Source organism: Pseudoalteromonas fenneropenaei, assembly GCF_042643375.1.
Lineage (GTDB): Bacteria > Pseudomonadota > Gammaproteobacteria > Enterobacterales > Alteromonadaceae > Pseudoalteromonas > Pseudoalteromonas fenneropenaei.
This window is the reverse complement of sequence record NZ_JBHRSD010000039.1, coordinates 95739-113403: the sequence shown is the minus strand read 5'-3', so window position 1 is coordinate 113403 and position 17665 is coordinate 95739. Positions and strand designations below refer to the sequence as shown.

Here is a 17665-nt window from a genome sequence, read left to right as displayed (position 1 = left end):
TACATCATGAAGCATATTCTCACCGCACTACTGCTATTTGTTGCCACCAGCAGTTTGGCCGAACCACCCAAAGAGCTATTCTGGGAAGACTTAATTCCTAAAGGCCACATACAGATCAGCAACCAAGCAGCTGCATCCCATGAAGGCGCTGAGCAAAATTGGGTGCAACCCGATTTAGACGCACCGATAGTGCCCGAACTCAACGGCAAAATGGTTACACTACCTGGGTTTGTAGTACCGCTTGAAGGCGACAGCGAAATCATCACCGAGTTTTTACTCGTACCTTACTTTGGAGCCTGTATTCATGTGCCGCCGCCACCACCAAACCAAATCGTCCATGTTAAAATCAAAGGCGGTGTGCCTATTGAAAGCCTCTATGATGCCATCAGCGTGACTGGCACTTTAAAAGTCGAAACGTGGAAAGGGGAATTGGCGCAAACCGGCTACACCATGGAAGCCGTCGGCGTCGCACCGTTTCAGCTTTAATATCTACAGCAGAGTTCCTTTGCCATCAATCAAGGTGCCAAAGGAACGCTTTGTGTCAATTTAAACTTCAACTACACCCTACTCATCTAACAACTCCTCTTTGCCTTGGTAATGCAATACCAAAGGCTCTGAGTAGTTGGGCACATCGTCATAGCTAAATACGGCGTAGTATTTACCGAGCACAGGGTTACCAAAATTATCTAAGGTGTATCCGTCTTTGCCGCCATAGAGTTTCACACCATCAAAGGGTGAACGCGGTGCATGAAAACGGTTTCTCACCACAAAGCTACCGACAAAGTCTTCATGCTCAGGGTTGCTCCAAGTCAGTTTCACCACCCCATTGTCGGTTTGCGCTTGTAAGTTGGTAGGTTTAGGCAAGGCAGTTTTACGCCGCTGAATATAGCGAATGGTAAGCTCGGCAGGCTTTTCATCTTGGCAGCTGGTCCACTGCACTAAAGCATCGGTAGCTTTGGACTCGGCAGTGGCACGGATAATAAAATAAAACGGTCGTTTGGCCTGAAACAAACGCTCTAACTCTAGCAAGCTAAAGCTATCAAAGTTAAAGTGATGCACCGCGCGCTCTTTGAGCTGCTCGTTACTGACTTCATAACCTATATATTCGATTTTTTGCCGCTGCTTCACATGGGCAAAATCCACATCTTTCAGCTCCACCAGCTCAATGGTAAAGCGCACATCTTTGGCTGAGGCTATGGCATTACTGCTGCGTACCGTTAAGCGCGCGCCGGTAAACACGGTTTTTTCGGCATTAAGGTCAATGTTCAGCGCAAACGCCATTTGCCCATAGACAATCTCGCCTTGGTCATCAAAGCCGGACGCCAGCTTATCTGGCACCACTTTATCTTTGTAGATGGTGTTGCAGGCACTGGGTCGTAATTTGACGCTTTGTTCCTCCAGCTGATAAACCAATTCTAAGTTGGGTCGGTAGTGCAAACCACAGCCGAATGGCCCATAGCCAATATCAAACTGCATAATTTGCGAATCGTTGCCAAGCGGTAGCGTTTTTGGTCCTTGAATGCGCAGTAGCAATTTTTTACTCGCAATAAGCTCAGTGAGCAAACTGCGCTCCACCCCGTTAAATGGCCATTTCAGCCAGATCCCTTGGGTCATTTTGTCTGATTCAATGGTGTGACCTAAGGTGTGTAGCGCTTTGGCGCTATTCACTTGCTCAAAATCATAGATATCGGTGATGCTTTGCGCATCTAAAATCGACACCGACCATTCACCATATTTTTCTATTTTTGCCGCCACCCGATTCATCGGATAAAGAAAAAACTGCGCACTATGAATGCTCGCCCCTTCTTGAATCGTGGAAAGGTCAAACTGCACCACCCCAATGCTCACTCCACGCTGTTTATCGATACCAATAAACATCGAGTTATAGCCAAAATGCTCACGGTTTTTGCTTTGATTAAGCTTTGATAAATAGCCAATATTGTCACGGGTCGGGAATAATGTCCGTGCACATTCATGGCGTGCAAGGCGAGTTTTTAACCGCAGTTCAGGGCTAAAAGGCGATTTGATCTTAGTGACTTTATCTACCGCACGTAGGTTATAAAAATAAAAGTGACCGCTTTTCAGTTGCTTGTCGGTAAAGGACAGCGACTTGGTGATTGCTACTAAGCTTTCTTCACCACAAGGGCTTTTATTGTGCTCACTGCGATACACTTCAAAATAAATATCATCACGACTGGCAAACTGCCACTCCAGCTCGACACTGTCGTGATTCACTTGTTTAATGGTAAAGGCTTCAGGGCGTTTCGGTGCTAGCTGCGAGTAGTTAATCGCTTCGCTCAGTGCATATTGAATAGCGGGAATGTTCTCAGCAATGCTTTCAGCCATATTTTTCATATAGTCAGGAATATTGCGAGTGCCGACTTCCACTACTGTGGCAATAATGCCTTTACGATAATAATACTCTCGGCCACTGCCTTGAATCAGCTGTGCGGGAGGTTTACCACGATGGATACCATACTGACGACCAGTGACTTTTTTGATCTCATAGTTCATGTTGGCACACAGCACGTTGAGATCTGTGCCTTCTATTTCCACTTCGTGATTAAACTTATGCGCGGGGAAAAATACATTACCTTGCGAGTGATAATCCAGCGCAATCCGAATATTGCTGTGACGCTCAACAAAATCGCGAATGGCGCAGGTTTCTGGCTCAGAAAAGGCGTGCGGGCCACCATAAGTATTCGAGGCGGTATTTTGATTGCGCATAAACTTAGCATCGAAATTACGGTTTAAATCCACACCAAACGTGCCATCGCCATTGTTGCGACGGTTTTTACGCCAAAACGAAAAGTGATTGCGCGAATACTCAAAACCATCGGGGTTTAAACACGGCACCATATACAAAGTATTGCGAGTCAGTGCGCTTTGCAGCTTAGGGTTAAAGCGATAGTTGTCGACCACATATTGGATAAACTTAATCGCCAGCTCGTTACCTATCCACTCTCTGGCATGAATCGAGCCAGTATAGAGTAGCGCCGGTTTATCGTCGGCATAGGTCACATCTAACGAGATGGTCACCAGCATAATCGGCCGCCCTTCCCATGTATCGCCGATACTTTGCAAGCGAATTAAATGCGGATGAGCACTCATCACACGTTGTAAAAAGGCGATGGTTTCCTGATAGGAAGTATATTGAATTTTCATAGCCTGAGTTCCTGTTGGGTTCGCAGGGGCCATGCCAAGCGGTGGGCAAATGCCCACCACCTCTGGACATTAAGCCGGAGTAAAATGAGCACGCCAATGTTGGACGATTTTCTCGAGTTTTTTCTCTTTTAGATTGCGCACTTCGCATAAGCGATAAGGGTCGTGATTCAGTGCTTCAACAATTCCAGCGACGCCAAATAACTCAAACATTTCGTCGAGCATTTTCTCGCCCACCCCTTTTACTTCGCTAAGTAGCGAGCGCAGTGCCGCTGCATCAAACTCAGCACCAGCAAAGTTCGCCAAGGGTTGCCCTTGCTCGTCGCTGCCAGCCACAGGCAACACAACTTTGGCCGCAACGGTTTTGGCTTTTAGTACGAAGTTGTCTTGATAGTTCCACACTTCACTGGGCCATTCTTCGCCAGCATGAGGGTCGTTACCCAGTAAAGGAAATTGCTGCTCGTCCATGTCGCTAAACTGCTCGCCAAATTGCTCGCCACAATCTTGGCTTGGGGTATAACGAGAAAACCCAATATGGCGCATGGTACGCAGCATCCGCGAATCTATTTTGCCCAGCTCTTCCCAATTGTAGAGTGGAATATTTGGCTTACGGAATCGCCCATCGGACAATAACCACATGAGATATTGTCCAATCCAATCACGAATATAAGGGAAAGCCGCAAACGCAGTAGCACACTCTAAAATGCGCAATTTACCGTCTTTACCCAGCGCAATATCACAGGCCCAATATTCCGCATTGGCCGCCCGAGAGGCACGAGTGGCGAGCGCCAGCACTGATTTAGGCACAGCTTGATAATCCATCGAGCCACCTTGGCTGGTGTTGGTGAGCCACTCCCCTTCTGGCGGGCGGCGCCAAAACGCACACACTGGCTTATGGCCAACCAACATCACCCGGATATCCGCTTCCATGGGTATAAAATCTTGCACATACACCGGATAATATTTTTTATCGCGTAGCAGCTGCATGGCTTCGGCTTGGCTATCAACTTTATGCACAAAGTAGCCACCGTAGTTAGAAGGGCCATAAGAACGTTTAATGATTTTTGGATAGGTCGTTTTACGCAAATATTGCTCCGCGTTATCTGGAATATAAAAAATCTCCGTGTGCGGTGTTGGTAAATGATATTTGCGGCAAAAATGGGTGACGTTTTCTTTTGATTTATTGGAAAACTGACTATCTAGCGATGGCAAAAAGCGCACGTTCGGCAAAGCTCTGGCGATATCGCGGAAGGTTTCATACGCGGTAGCGGGAATGTTGCCAATCAACACGTCGATTTGCTTACTTTTTACCTCAGTAATAAAGCGCGCTTTATCATTGCCCCAATGGTAAGTGACGGTTTCAATTTTATCTGGCCAGCCTTTGAAATTAGATTTATCAAAAAAGCGCAGCACATAGTCCAAATATAACAGGCCGATTTTAGGAAGTGAGGTTTTCATCCGTTAGGCCACCTTAGTGTTAAGTTTGGCTAACTGATTACGCACGCGCTTTTCAATCAAACCCACCATAGCGTCGATTTTTTTAGCATTGAAATTAATGCCCAAGGCTTCTTGCTCTGGAGTGGCGAAGGCGGGAATGGTATTCACTTCTAACACCACATAACGCTCATGTTCGCGGTCATAAATAATATCTACACCCGCAATATCCAAACCGAGCAGTTGTGTAGCTTTAATCGCGAGCTCGGCCACTTCGTCGTTAAGTTCACGCACAAACACAGTGCCACCACTGGTAATATTGGTTTTCCAATCATCCTTTGGGGCTTTGCGGCCATAACAACCGACTACTTGACCATCGACCACATCAATACGGTAATCGGTATTGTCGTAATTAATAAAACGCTCAACATAGAAGTAACGTAAATCAGTGCGAGTTAAAAACGGGGTCAGCATATTCAGTGCTTGCTCACTGTCGATTTTCACTATACCAACGCCGCCCCAACCATCCGTTGGTTTGTACACTAACTTTCCACCAAACTCATGTAAGGCCTCACGCAGCCCAGCCATATCATGTTTGTGACAAAGACGATAATCCGCCGTTTGCATACCGTGCTGAGTTAACCAATGTGAGGTACGGAATTTATCTTCAGCTAACGCAAAGGCGTTAAAGTCGTTAATGGTTGGAATGGACTGGCTCAGCACTTGGTATAAATACACTTGAAACTGGCTTTGTTCACCCGCGTTATAGCTTAAAAACGCGGCGAGGTTTTCCATCTCGACACCGTTACAGACAATACGGCCACCAAGTGCTCTGGCGTCACGTAAGTTAAGACCGGTAACCGCAGTTATACCACGCTCTGCCAACGCCGCGACCAGCTTGGCTTCAATCGCAGTACCACCACTATTTTGATACATCCAGATCCCAACTTGTGGGTTGCCATTGGGGTAAGTCATCTAAATCTCCTTGGTTCCTTGCACTTTCGGCGCTGTGCCAAGTGCTAAACGTGTAACCCTAACCATTTCAGACTCAACCTTCTGATCTAAACCAAGCTGGGGTCATAATTTGCTACTGGCTATTTTACAAACTGCTGTGTGACAACTTTTTGAACAATTCCCGCTCACAAAAACTGTTCATAAAAGCTTCACTGAATTGCAACTCTGCATCGCGAGGATGGGCGCAATGTTTGAAAGGGAAGCAATATGGATACTCTCAACTTTTCTGAATTGGCCACCTTAGTGGCCTGTAACTCGTACAGCAAAAACAAAGCTGGTGTCGATAAACATGGCGAGCTAATGATTGAGTTGCTACAGCCGCTCGGCATGAGCCTGACGCGTTATCAGCGCGATCATATCGGTGACCATTTACTATTTCGTTCACCACGCAATGAAGGGCGCAAAATCTTATTATTGGGCCACCTAGATACGGTATTCCCACCCGATACTTTTACGGACTTTCGTATGGACGAAGAATGGGTGTATGGCCCAGGGGTGTGCGATATGAAAGGCGGTAACTTTGTCGCGCTACAGGCGCTACGCCAACTGAAAAGCCAATTTGGGCAAATCTATAATATCGATTTTTTCTTGGTCAGTGATGAAGAGATCGGCAGTGATGACAGCAAACACCTCACGGCCCACATAGCTAAAAATTATGATGCCTGCTTTGTATTTGAAGCAGCAGGGAAAAACCATGAAGTGGTGATTGGCCGTAAAGGTATCGCAACCTTTGAAATTAATATCGAAGGTAAAGCGGCGCACGCTGGCAATCATTATAGCGATGGTATTGATGCCAACTATGCAGCAGCTAATTTACTGATAGAGCTGAGTAACTTAACCGAGCTGAGTAAAGGCAGCACAGTTAACGTCGGTAAAATGCAAGGTGGCATTGGCGCAAATACCATTTCACCAAAAGCCAGCCTCATTGTCGAGGCACGTTTTACCTCAGATATTGAGCAAAGCCGCTTACTGCAAAGTATTGAAGATATTTGTATGGCGCTTGAAATCACCGGCGTGAAAATCACCTTAAGCGGCGGCTTGCAGCGCCCAACTATGGAACCGAGCAAAGCACAAAGTGCCTTACTACAAGAGCTAAATAGCATACTTGAAGAGCCCCTATTGACCGAAAAACGCGGTGGCGTATCGGATGCCAATATCGTTGCAGGCGCAGGGGTGGCCACTTTAGATGGTTTTGGTCCTTATGGTGATGGCGACCATACGATTCATGAACGAGCGTTAAAATCCAGTTTTACCAAGCGCATTGCACAAATGACACAAATTCTTACTGCACTGTGTTTTCAGGACGAGGTACAGCCGACGGCATAGGCGCATTTGCAACACTTTAACTTTACTCATTTTACAAAATTTTAAAGATATGCAAAGTTAGTCTTGCCAATAACAAATAAGGAGCATAAATCATGAAACTAAACAAAATAAAAAAACAGCAACTGAAAAACCTCAGCAACAACAACCTCAATAAGCAACAAACCGCTGATGTTGCGGGCGGAACTTATACTAATCCGGCAATGACATGTATATCGTGTTTAACCAATTGCCCACTTTATCGCTGCCCAACTTTTGATGGTTGCTAATACTGCTGCTATCACTGAGGTTGCCCGCGGTAACGGCAACCTTATTTAATGAAGTGCCCGCGCATTCGAACCAAGTGCCACACTCTTAGCCATACAAAAACCGCGTTAAATGAAATATTCCACCCGGGAGATTGTAACTTGTGCGTTAATAATTCTTTGCTAAGCTCTTAGTTCTATTCGCTGTTTACTCAATAAATCGCGGTAAGTTGTTAGCAAAATAAGGAAAGTACATGGCCACGCAAGATCAAACCGTACCGCTTAAACCCGCGGTTAAAAACCCCAATAATGTTGAAGCAACCAAATATTATATCTTCAATGAAACCGGCAATATCATGATGTCCAGCACTGTGGATGCCAGTACCCCTCTGTCTGAGTCGGTGCAACAAGTATTTGCCGAAGTCGCGGTATTTTTTGCGGGTATGTCGCGCGCCATTACGACCACAATTAATCCCGATACCAACAAGCCGTATTCCTTATATAACTATCAAGCACTGCAAAATATCATTAGCGGCTCAGGCTTATTTGTCCATGTCACTGAGGAAGATGTCAGTTATCAAACGAGCAGTTTTGGCGCCGATTTCTCCAAAGAACTTATTGAGTCACTGTTAGGTTTGGCAACTGGCACAGGGGAAATGAGCTTTGCCTCTGCGATGGTGTCGTCGATTGGTAAAGAAGGGTTAAATATCTCCGGCTCAAAAAGTAGCAGTAACAGCAAAGTCGGGAATATTGTGTTTGTCTGCGAATACCTGTTTGGTATGCCCAGTGTCAGCGCCATTGTGGTTTATGCCGATTGCGAACAAAACAAACAGCAGCTCAAGCTTGGCCCCTGTTTTAGCGAATCCTCAGTAAGCACTAAGTGGACACTCCACAAAGATACTTATATGTTTGTGACGCCCACCTTTATCAAAAACTACGCCAGCGATCTCGATTCCGTTAATTCAGATCCGGATTATCTGCAATTGGTCAATTGGCTCAGCGGTTTACTCACCCAAACCCCTGTCATTTACGATGTCATCGACACCAGCAATAACCAAGTGGTGGACTCAGGCTCCGCCCTTGCAACCAGCGTCACGTATAAACTACAAGGTCAATTCTTGCAAAGTGATGGCGGTAAATTGCAGTTTGTATCAGGTGAAGGCACTGTTACCGCCAGCAGTAACTGGACTGCAGATGCGATTGAATTTACGGTCCGCGGTACAGTGAGTGCGCCTTCAGCGATTGAGGTACTGGATAAGAGCGGCAAAGTCATCACCCAAACCGCCCAAACCTTTACTATCGCCAGCTAAAAGAAGTTGGCAAACTCGCACCAGCAAGTTTGCCACGCAAAGGAAGCGCAATGAGCTGGTTGGATTTTTTCCATTTTGGTCAAAGCAAAACGGTGGCAAAAAGCCCTGTAGTTCCCGCTTGCCACTGCTTGTTTAATGCCACCGGTACAGTGTTAATTGTACAACATCAAAATACCACTGAGCTGTTATCAGAGGCAGCGCAAGCTTTGCTATTTAGTGCCCAAGCCGGGCTTGCCACCATACTGCGGGCGCTTTCAACCACCTTAAACCCGCTGACTAATCAGCCATACAGCATTTTTAATTACCACGCGTTGCAATTACTGTTAAGTCAAGGCGGGCGCTATATTCCAGTCTATGCGAACGAGGTTAGCATTGCCCATTGCCAGTTTCAGGCGCAGCAACATGGCGATATTGCGACTACATTACTCGGCTATCCACTCACCGATGCCGAATTGCCATTTGCCGCGGGGTTAATGAGCCGCTTTGCCAACAGTGCGAAACAAATGCAGCAATATCAGCATCCGCAATTGCGTAAAGCTTGCCACGCGATTTTATGTTTAGAGGTGTTAAATGGTGCGCCAAGTGTCTCTTTATTGTTGCTCTCGCTGGATGTGCAACAACATCAACAACACTTAGCCCAGCTGCCTTGCCATAAAAGCAGTAACCACTGCCCCGACTGGCAAGTCCGAAAAGAAGTATATAGCTTTGTTGGCTAACGAATTTTAGACAACAGCTAAGTTCACTTACGCTGACAACGGCGACAAAATACCGTGCTACGTTGACCCAAACGAATTTCACTAAGCTCAGTAAAACACGTCACACAGGGTAAACCTTTGCGGCCATATACCAATAACTCTTGAGCAAAATAACCAGGTTTGCCATCGCTTTGGGCAAAATCTTTGAGCGTGGTACCGCCTTGTAAAATGGCGGCGGCTAAGGTGTCTTTAATAATTGGGGTTAAGCGCTGATAACGTGCCAAAGACACTTTACCTGCTTCGCATTCTGGGTGAATACCGGCTTTAAACAAAGATTCGTTGGCGTAAATGTTGCCAACGCCCACCACCACATGGTTATCCATAATAAATTGCTTTATCGCTACCCGCTTGCCACGCGATACATCAAACAAATGTTTGGCCGTAAAAGCATCGGTTAAAGGCTCGGGGCCAAGCTTTGCAAACACCGCATGTTGTGCACCCGGACGTTGCCATAAACAGGCACCAAAACGACGCGGGTCGTTTAGCCGCAGCGCTTTGCCATTGTTAAAACATATCTCAATATGATCATGTTTTTTAAGTGGTTCATCTATCGGCACTATGCGTAAATTGCCCGACATGCCCAAATGTAAAATGGCACTACCAACGCTGCTTTCGAGCAGTAAATATTTGGCTCGCCGTGTCACTTGGCTAATGCGTTGACCAATCAGTGCTTTTACTTCTTCTGGCACCGGCCAACGTAAATTGGGATTATAAATGCGTACATCAGTAACCGTCTCGGATGCGATATGCGGTGTTATCCCAAGTCGGCTAACTTCTACTTCTGGTAATTCAGGCATAGTGACTCACTCTAGGGAGATAGGAATAAACAAACCTTGCACTGTACTGGCTTCGGCGCTAAACCACAACTGACGCTGGGCATCGAACAAATAATATTGCTGCTCATGCTTAAACACTTGTATCACCCAAGGCAACTCCTGCCCTGCTAGCCAAAATTGCGCCGCCGAAAGTGCAGCAGGTAACTCGCTTGGTTTATCTTGCGTCATTAATTCAGTTTGCAGCCAATCAGCCAACAAGGTTTCTATTTGCTGAGGGCTCGCTTGCCACTCCCCTTCACTACGCCACGACGTGCCAATGCGCTCTACTTTACTGCCCGGGTATGCCAGTGCTAACACAAAGCTTTGCGCTGGCAGCAATAATTGTTTGTGATGTTCTGACTTTTCAGCAAAAAACTTATGGTGAAAGCCATTTAAGAAAAAAATCATCAACAACATAGAGAAGATCACTACATTGTTCCAACCCGCACGACTTAACATGACACGCTCCTTAGCTAGCTATACCCACACGACTTGAAATTGCAGTTAGGCGGCAAGTAGTAAGGGTGTAAGTGAGTGTATCTAAATTCCTCACGTAAGATAAGCACAAAACTCCGCCGCGAGGATTTCTTTAGTGCATTATTTTGCTAAAATAACCAGCAAAATTTAAGGAGTCCGTCCATGGCAATGTATGTAGTGGGTCACAAAATCCCAGATTCAGATTCAATTTGTGGTGCAATCGCACTGTCTTATTTAAAAAACCAAATCGGTGAAGAAGCTATCCCAACGCGTTTAGGTGAAATTTCGCCTGAAACTCAGTTCATCCTTGACCGCTTTGGTTTTGACGCCCCTGAGCTAAAACTCAGCTATGCTGGCGAGCAAGTGTATATTGTTGACCACACTGAAAAAACTCAAGCACCTGATGACATTGACCAAGCTACCGTTGTGGGCGTAGTTGACCACCACAAACTCGGCGATTTAACCACTTCAACACCGCTTGAGTGTTGGATCCGTCCAGTTGGTTGTAGCAACACTATCATCAAAATGATGTATGACTTCTACGGTGTTGAGATCCCTGCCAATATCGCAGGTATCATGATGTGTGCAATTCTAAGCGACACAGTGATTTTCAAATCACCAACTTGTACTACTGCTGACATCAAATGTGTTGAAGCTCTAGCTGAAATCGCAGGCGTGGCTGATTTTAAAGAATTGGGCATGGACATGTTCAAAGTGAAATCTGCCGTACAAGGTACACCAGCACGTGACCTAGTAATGCGTGACTTTAAAGACTTCAATATGAACGGCAACCTAGTAGGTATCGGCCAATTAGAAGTGATTGACCTCTCTGTATTTGATGACATCAAAGCCGATTTAGAAGCTGATATCGCTAAGCTAAAAGTAGAAGGCAACCGCCATTCAGTATTATTGCTACTAACTGACATTATGAAAGAAGGCTCTGAGCTATTGATGGTATCGGATGACACCAGCATCATCGAAAAAGCTTACGGCGTCAAAGCAGAAGCCGGTAAAGCGTGGCTTGACGGCGTACTCAGCCGTAAAAAGCAAGTAGTACCACCACTACAAGACGCATTTGCTTAATTCGCAATTTTGTTGCTAGTAGAAGAATAAAAAAAACCGAGGCTCGCCTCGGTTTTTTTATGCTCAATCATGTGCGTTATTTCACTATAAAAGTGCTAAGTAAGGCTAAACAGTAAGGGCTGGTTTAGCTGTTGGTTTGCGAATCACAATGCCGATATAGAGAGCTAAAATTATTAAAAACATAATCGTCACTTTCATGTATTCAAAATAGTCATAAAAAAATGTCCATTCCCAAAACTGCATAGCAAAACTTTCATTGATGCCTACCCTCTCCAAGTTTCGAATCATATTTTCTATAAAGGCACTGACATCAATAAATAAAAAACATAACAAAAGCCCATATAAAGGACCATCAATATGATTACCATCTAAAACAGAAGCCACTTTACCTTTGGTAAGGTATAGAGATATAGCCATTCTGTTTTTCAGTAAAAGTATCAAAAGAACATCATTAGAAATATGAAAAGAGAACATAATTAAATTCTGCATAAACCCGCTATAGCCAGATTTAAAAAGCCTATATAAAAAACCAAACTCCACATATGCAAACAAATATATAAAGAAGAAATTTACAACCAGAAAAAAACTACTAAAATCGCGACGAGCGTAAAAAAGCAAAAATAAAGTTACAAGCAAAAAAATCAAATTTAACGTTGGAGGAGAGAGCATGACTTGAACAAACATAACAAACATAAACAAGTCACCGATATTTTTACCTAATGACTTATCATCCTTTTTGCTATCTACATACAGCTTTCTAACCTTCTCAGTATTATCAAGAATGTCACCTAGTTCAACCTTACAAAGCTGCGCAAATTTTAGCAATGTTCCTAGCTTAAATGAGCTGACGCCATTTAAGTAATCATCTAGGGTGGTTAAGCCAATCCCAAGCTTTTCGCTGATATCCCTTTTGGTGTAGCCCCGCTGCTTTTTTAGACTTTTTATTAGCGCAGCGACACGCTCGGTGATTTCATATTCTTCTGGTGTTTGCATTTTAATAGGCCATGTAAATCTATATCCATATACAAAAAAGCCGGATAAAACCGGCTTTTAATGTTTCGATTACTTTAGCTCAATTTGGGAGTTTGATTATGTCGTTTTCTAACTACAACCCCCATGTAAAGTACAACAATGGTCAGCGCCATTAAAACGCCTTTCATATATTCAAAGTTGTCATAGAAAAAAGTCAAGTCCCAAAATTGCTTCGCAAAACTTTCATCAACACCCAGTCTATCTAGATTACGAATTATATTTTCGATAAAGGCCAGCATATCTATTGACGCATAGCAAATTAGCAAACCATAAAGCGGTCCTTCAGCGTAGTTTTTCTCTAAAATACAAGGGCTTTTTCCTTTTGTTAAGACAAGTGAAAGCTTCATACGATTCTTAACTAAATAAATCAAAAGCACATCAACAGAAAACTGCACAATAAATGCCACTGAATTACCAATGAAGTTGATATTTAGAGGGAATATAAACAATTCGACAGGGTAAAAAACAATCTTTTCAACTAAAAATGCAGTTAAAAATGCAATAATTAAGAATTGCCCATTGCTGTCGCTTCGAGAAAAAAACGCAAGTCCAACTAACAATATGCAGAATACAGTTTGGGCGCTCTGCCATTCAGAAATGAGCTGAACAAGTAAAAGAGCCGAAGCAACAGAACCCATTACGAGATATGTTGCCCTCATTAAGGCACCTCAACTGGCTTTTCATTTGGAGCATAGACTGGTATAGGCTGCTCTTCACTCGAAATTCGAGGTCCATCATCTTTCCAACCACCGGAGCCGACTATATTCTGGCAGAAAGTCTTTTTTAATACTTTATTTTTCAATTTCAATTGAGCTTTTATCATCGGCTTCATCATTTGCCTTTTTCTCATATAGTTTAGTTAGGTTTTCTGAGTCATTTAATATATCACTCAGACTTACTCTACAAAGTTGTGCAAATTTTAGCAATGTTCCTAAACGAAAAGAGCTGACGCCGTTAAGATAGTCATCTAAAGTCGTGAGCCCTATATCGAGTAGTCTGCTAATGTCTTTTTTGGTGTAGCCGCGCTGTTTCTTTAAGCCTTTCATTAAGGCGGCAACACGTTTGGTAACCTCATACTCCTCGGGTGTTTGCATCGCGCCTCACCAACTCCCCATGTTGATTTCCCTACTCACTTACCACAATATTTAATCTAAAATAACAACAATAGCAAATTGTTAACTATTAATTTTATTTTGTAAACTTGCTTTTTGTCAATCTTTTGTACCCATTAAAACAGTGACAGTAAATAGGCAGATATTGTTGATGGGGGTTTTGGCTATTGGCTGGAAAAGTTCTGAAAGAGCGGTTAAGAATGATACAGCAAGGCGACTTAGCTCTATAACATCGCCTTGCTGTAAGGTTATGTGTGAATTAGGTGTTTTGCACTAACTCGTTTGTAGGACTTTTACTTTTGTTGCTCCAGTATTGGAACAAAAAGATCGCACCAATAATTCCAGCTAGGCTGATAAAGGTGCGACTCGTCACTTCATCCCCTTGCACTAGGAATGACAGGATAACCCCCACCGTTGGGACTAAATAATTGCTAAAAGAAGCAAACTCAGGGCCTTTGCTCATAATCAGCTGCATAAACAGGATATAAACCACGCCGCCACAGAATACCCCAAGATATAAACTAGCGTAGGCTGAGCGCGCCGACATGTCCGCAAGCGATAAATCACTGGTGAACAATGCAATCGGTAACAACTGTAGGGCCGACAGCACAATCACATCACGCGCCACCACAATAGGATGTAAGTGCTGTAATCTTTTCACTAAAATCAAACTTAATGCAAAACTCAGCGCGGCGATAAATATCGCGCTTGCACCGTAGAACTCAGTGACTTCTTGTACTTGTAACTGTGGATAGAACAAATACAACAAGCTAATAAAGCCGACAATACCACAGAGTACCGCTTTGGCGTCGAGCCGAGCATTCACTAAAAAGAACGGCGCCAGTAAAATGGTCAGAAGTGGATTCATCCCTGTGATCACGGCTGCATGGCTGGCGGCGGTAGTTTGCTGGCCCCACGCGACCAATAAAAACGGTAAAGTGGCCTCTAATAAACCAATTACAAACAGCAGCGGCCAATGGCCTTTCTCACGCTTCAAACCCAGTGCCAAACAGGCAAAAATCAGCACAATTGCACCAATCGAAGAGCGCAGTGCAGCAATCCAAATTGCGGATAGAGACTCCAGTGCAATGGCATTCACCACGTACTGCGAGCCCCATAAAATCCCACATGCTATCAACATAACAATATATTTCATGATATTACTCCTTGTTGCATGGCTCTGATGCCAGCACTCCCTTCCAACCCATCACTTGCTTGCGGCTGTTTTATCATGTCATAAAATTGCCAAAAAATGATCACCACCACTATGCTATCTAAAGCAACGCCAGCTTGTAAGAAGCTGGCAGTACTGACAAGCTGCAAGTGCTTTATTGCGACTATCTCAAGTAAAACTCAAATACTGATAACAATTTTGCCACGTACGTGCTCTGTCTCTGACAAGGCATGCGCTTTGGCCACGTCACTAAACGGCAGCTCGGCAATACTAGGTATGCTAATTTTGCCATTATCAATCAGTTCTCCTATTTCCGTTAACTGCTGACCATTTGGCATCACTAATACGCGTTCGTGAGCAAAGTCGTAACATGCTGGAATAGAGTGTTTTTTTAATGTGGTAATGTATTTTCCCGTTGGCTTTACGGTATCGTAGATGCCAGCAATGTCATTATCGACAATATCAAACACATAATCGAACTGACCTAGTACTTTGAGGTAACTCGGGACATTGTAATCAGCCACTGTTGTCGCGCCCAGTGAGCGCACATAGTCATGGTTTTTGCTCGATGCAACAGCGGCCACAATAGCCCCTTTAAGTTTGGCAAATTGCACGGCAAAACTACCTACGCCGCCACTGGCACCATGAATTAAAATTGACTGACCAGGCTGAATATCTACAAGTTGGTTAATAGCTTGCCACGCCGTCAATGCAGTCAATGGCACGGCAGCCGCTTCTGCAAATGATAGTGTCAGGGGCTTTTTTGCCACCAGCTGCGAATTGACGCTGATATACTGCGCATAGGCACCATCTTTGGAAAGATCAGCGAATGCGTAAACTTCATCACCTTCACGAAATGCAGTGACATTTGCACCCACTTGCTTTACCACACCTGCCACATCCCAACCTAAAATCAGGGGGAGTTGATGCAACCCTTCTGCGGCTAACCAACCTTCTCGCACTTTCCAATCCACTGGATTGACACTGGATTGACACTGGTATTTTGCACTGCAATTAACACATCATCTGCATCCACAAATGGGAGTGTCACTTGCTCTTCAACCAAAGTATGTTGGCCGCCGTATTCGTGGATCCGAATTGCTCTCATTAATTTTGCGCTATCCATTTAAGTTCCTTTCAGCTCTGTGATGTCTTAACGCCATAATAAACAATTGGCAAAAATAGCAACCTGTACACTTGTTCAGGTTAGTATGGGCGTACCGAACATTTGCTTTAGCTCATTCATTCGTGCCCCAGTGCAGACTCTGCATTTGTTGCCTGAGAACATGCTGTATTTATATACAATTCTCCAGTTGTCTTTGTCCCTTATTATCTTACAATGGTATTGAGAAAATAGGTTAATTAGGGATAGATAGTGCTTAATAAGGACAAGTTACTCCAAACCTTGGAGCTGGTAGACAGCTGTGTTAAATCGGCAAACGACGAAGGTTCTGTTCAAACACTATTAGACAAATTAGATAGACTCATTCCATTTAAGTCAGCTGTGATAGCTATCGACTTTCAGCATCAGTTTCAATTGCGCTCTGCGCAGCAATTGTTTTCCTATAATTTAGATAAGGCTTGGCAGGAAATTTACTTTCAACGTCAGTTTTATACTCAAGACCCAGTGCTACAAGCTTTAGGGCAAGCAAATCAGCTGGTTGATTGGCAAAGTGCATTTGCAAACCGCCAACTAAGTAAAAACTTTAGTCGTGACTTTCAGCAACTATCACTCAAATATGTAGGTCATCAGGGTATATCTATCGTGGTCAATAACCACTTTGGTTCAACTTTATTATCACTTGCTACCCATCAACCCACAGATAAAGAAACCAATCAATTGTTTGGGTATATTGCCCCTCATTTTCATGAGTTGTTTACCCGAGAGGGAAGTAACCAACGCAACAAGCTTGAGCTTCCAAAGCTGTCAGCGCGAGAGTTAGAAACATTACAATGGACTAAGGAGGGTAAAAGCAACGGCGACATTGCGATTATTTTAGGTATTTCAGAACGCACAGTGAAATTTCATCTCGCCAATATTTTTGTGAAACTTAACGTAGTCAACCGAGCACAAGCCATCGCCAAAGCGATGCAATTTGGAATTGTCTAAAACAATCCCTATCGACTTAATTAAGTTATCTAATTTGGCGGATTAATCTAGATTGGCATAAAACACCTCCCCCCCATTTGATACTTTTGCACTCACATCAAGACCAAAACGAATAGCGGTTTTTCAGGCATAAAAAAACCCGGCTAAACCGGGCTTTTTGCGAACATGGAAGCAAATTACTTGATTTTTGCTTCTTTGAAGATCACGTGCTTACGAACTTTAGGATCGTATTTTTTGATCTCCATCTTTTCAGGCATGTTACGCTTGTTTTTGTCGGTAGTGTAGAAGTAACCAGTACCAGCAGTAGAAACTAAACGGATCTTATCACGCATGACTCAGCTCCTTATACCTTTTCGCCACGAGCACGGATTTCAACTAATACCGCGTCGATGCCTTTTTTATCGATAATACGCATACCTTTAGTAGTAGTGCGTAGAGTAACAAAGCGCTTCTCGCTTTCAACCCAAAAACGGTGAGTTTGTAGGTTAGGTAGGAAACGACGCTTAGTCGCGTTGCGCGCGTGTGAACGGTTGTTACCAACCACAGGGCGCTTACCTGTAACTTGACAGACTTTAGACATGTCTATGTATCTCCAATAACTTCGCTCGAGCTTAATTGT

General features: G+C 44.0%; 19 protein-coding genes and 1 pseudogene. 7 read left to right on the top strand and 13 right to left on the bottom strand.

Features of this window, described 5'->3' with window-relative positions:
- The first annotated feature begins 6 nt into the window (after window positions 1–6).
- Window positions 7–486, top strand: coding sequence for a DUF3299 domain-containing protein (locus ACFOEE_RS18110; RefSeq protein WP_377127682.1), 480 nt, complete (start codon window positions 7–9; stop codon window positions 484–486).
- 78 nt (window positions 487–564) lie between these two features.
- Here the strand turns inward: ACFOEE_RS18110 and ACFOEE_RS18105 are convergent, their stop codons facing one another.
- The 3 genes from ACFOEE_RS18105 to ACFOEE_RS18095 all read right to left on the bottom strand — a co-directional run bounded on the left by ACFOEE_RS18105 (window position 565) and on the right by ACFOEE_RS18095 (window position 5571).
- Window positions 565–3165 (bottom strand): M14 family zinc carboxypeptidase, encoded by a 2601-nt coding sequence (locus tag ACFOEE_RS18105; RefSeq protein ID WP_377127679.1) that lies wholly within the window; start codon window positions 3163–3165, stop codon window positions 565–567.
- Between the two features lie 69 nt (window positions 3166–3234).
- Complete coding sequence (locus tag ACFOEE_RS18100) at window positions 3235–4620, bottom strand: ATP-grasp domain-containing protein (RefSeq protein WP_377127677.1); 1386 nt, start codon at window positions 4618–4620, stop codon at window positions 3235–3237.
- A 3-nt stretch (window positions 4621–4623) separates the two neighbouring features.
- Window positions 4624–5571: an ATP-grasp domain-containing protein gene (locus ACFOEE_RS18095; RefSeq protein ID WP_377127674.1), complete on the bottom strand. Its 948-nt coding sequence runs from the start codon at window positions 5569–5571 to the stop codon at window positions 4624–4626.
- Between the two features lie 246 nt (window positions 5572–5817).
- Here ACFOEE_RS18095 and ACFOEE_RS18090 point away from each other — a divergent pair, with 246 nt between their 5' ends.
- From ACFOEE_RS18090 to ACFOEE_RS18075, 4 genes are all read left to right on the top strand, one after another.
- On the top strand, window positions 5818–6936 hold the full coding sequence (locus ACFOEE_RS18090) for a M20 family metallopeptidase (RefSeq protein WP_377127671.1): 1119 nt from the start codon (window positions 5818–5820) through the stop codon (window positions 6934–6936).
- 92 nt (window positions 6937–7028) lie between these two features.
- Window positions 7029–7202, top strand: a complete 174-nt coding sequence (locus tag ACFOEE_RS18085) for a TIGR04149 family rSAM-modified RiPP (protein WP_377127668.1) — start codon at window positions 7029–7031, stop codon at window positions 7200–7202.
- A 230-nt stretch (window positions 7203–7432) separates the two neighbouring features.
- On the top strand, window positions 7433–8488 hold the full coding sequence (locus ACFOEE_RS18080; protein WP_377127665.1) for a hypothetical protein: 1056 nt from the start codon (window positions 7433–7435) through the stop codon (window positions 8486–8488).
- A gap of 50 nt (window positions 8489–8538) precedes the next feature.
- Window positions 8539–9204, top strand: coding sequence for a hypothetical protein (locus ACFOEE_RS18075; protein ID WP_377127662.1), 666 nt, complete (start codon window positions 8539–8541; stop codon window positions 9202–9204).
- Between the two features lie 23 nt (window positions 9205–9227).
- Here ACFOEE_RS18075 and mutM read toward each other — a convergent pair whose 3' ends face one another.
- On the bottom strand, window positions 9228–10040 hold the full coding sequence (gene mutM, locus ACFOEE_RS18070) for a bifunctional DNA-formamidopyrimidine glycosylase/DNA-(apurinic or apyrimidinic site) lyase (protein ID WP_377127659.1): 813 nt from the start codon (window positions 10038–10040) through the stop codon (window positions 9228–9230).
- 6 nt (window positions 10041–10046) lie between these two features.
- Window positions 10047–10517 (bottom strand): hypothetical protein, encoded by a 471-nt coding sequence (locus ACFOEE_RS18065; protein ID WP_377127656.1) that lies wholly within the window; start codon window positions 10515–10517, stop codon window positions 10047–10049.
- A 180-nt stretch (window positions 10518–10697) separates the two neighbouring features.
- On the opposite strand from ACFOEE_RS18065, the gene ACFOEE_RS18060 reads away from it, so the two are divergent.
- Complete coding sequence (locus ACFOEE_RS18060; protein WP_377127653.1) at window positions 10698–11618, top strand: manganese-dependent inorganic pyrophosphatase; 921 nt, start codon at window positions 10698–10700, stop codon at window positions 11616–11618.
- Window positions 11619–11723: 105 nt separating this feature from the next.
- Here ACFOEE_RS18060 and ACFOEE_RS18055 read toward each other — a convergent pair whose 3' ends face one another.
- The 6 genes and pseudogenes from ACFOEE_RS18055 to ACFOEE_RS18030 form a co-directional block, all read right to left on the bottom strand.
- Window positions 11724–12611, bottom strand: a complete 888-nt coding sequence (locus ACFOEE_RS18055; protein WP_377127650.1) for a helix-turn-helix domain-containing protein — start codon at window positions 12609–12611, stop codon at window positions 11724–11726.
- A 74-nt stretch (window positions 12612–12685) separates the two neighbouring features.
- Entirely contained in the window at window positions 12686–13309 is a 624-nt protein-coding gene (locus tag ACFOEE_RS18050; protein WP_377127647.1) for a hypothetical protein, read from the bottom strand.
- Window positions 13310–13456: 147 nt separating this feature from the next.
- Window positions 13457–13744: pseudogene (locus ACFOEE_RS18045) on the bottom strand (helix-turn-helix domain-containing protein); the annotation flags it as partial.
- A 277-nt stretch (window positions 13745–14021) separates the two neighbouring features.
- On the bottom strand, window positions 14022–14918 hold the full coding sequence (locus ACFOEE_RS18040; RefSeq protein WP_377127641.1) for a DMT family transporter: 897 nt from the start codon (window positions 14916–14918) through the stop codon (window positions 14022–14024).
- 197 nt (window positions 14919–15115) lie between these two features.
- Complete coding sequence (locus ACFOEE_RS18035; protein ID WP_377127638.1) at window positions 15116–15898, bottom strand: NADP-dependent oxidoreductase; 783 nt, start codon at window positions 15896–15898, stop codon at window positions 15116–15118.
- Window positions 15880–16062, bottom strand: coding sequence for a hypothetical protein (locus ACFOEE_RS18030; protein WP_377127636.1), 183 nt, complete (start codon window positions 16060–16062; stop codon window positions 15880–15882). Before ACFOEE_RS18030 ends, ACFOEE_RS18035 begins: the two co-directional genes overlap by 19 nt.
- A gap of 249 nt (window positions 16063–16311) precedes the next feature.
- Between ACFOEE_RS18030 and ACFOEE_RS18025 the strand changes: the two genes are divergently transcribed.
- Window positions 16312–17046, top strand: coding sequence for a helix-turn-helix transcriptional regulator (locus tag ACFOEE_RS18025; RefSeq protein WP_377127633.1), 735 nt, complete (start codon window positions 16312–16314; stop codon window positions 17044–17046).
- A 176-nt stretch (window positions 17047–17222) separates the two neighbouring features.
- Here the strand turns inward: ACFOEE_RS18025 and rpmG are convergent, their stop codons facing one another.
- Window positions 17223–17378, bottom strand: a complete 156-nt coding sequence (gene rpmG, locus ACFOEE_RS18020) for a 50S ribosomal protein L33 (RefSeq protein WP_005493124.1) — start codon at window positions 17376–17378, stop codon at window positions 17223–17225.
- An 11-nt stretch (window positions 17379–17389) separates the two neighbouring features.
- Entirely contained in the window at window positions 17390–17626 is a 237-nt protein-coding gene (rpmB, locus tag ACFOEE_RS18015; RefSeq protein ID WP_005493123.1) for a 50S ribosomal protein L28, read from the bottom strand.
- Between the last annotated feature and the right edge of the window lie 39 nt (window positions 17627–17665).